Source organism: Bradyrhizobium sp. WSM4873 (assembly GCF_055811355.1).
Window position 1 is genome coordinate 1 of sequence record NZ_JBVVPS010000140.1, and the last position, 280, is coordinate 280.

1 pseudogene is annotated in these 280 nt (G+C 68.6%); it reads left to right on the plus strand.

Going from position 1 to position 280, the window contains the following annotated elements:
* A pseudogene (locus AC0L21_RS38115) lies at positions 1-280 on the plus strand (hypothetical protein); the annotation flags it as partial.

Below are 280 nucleotides of genomic sequence, written 5' to 3' on the forward strand. Positions count from 1 at the left end.
GACTGCTCACCGCGGGCGGGCTCCGGCTCGGCACGCAGATAGTGAACGACACGGGCGCGGTCAACGATCTCGCCGTGAACGCTGGGACGACGTTCCTGAAATTCACCAACGCGGGCGGCATCTCTCTCGGCGGCATCGCAGTGGCAGGCGGCAACCTCGACGGGATGGTGCTCTATCTCCTCCAGCGCGGTGGCACGTCCGTGGCGACGCTCGAAGAGGAAGCCGGAAGCGCGGCCGCAAACCGGCTGACCTTCGGCGGCGCGCGCTCGATCCCCTACGG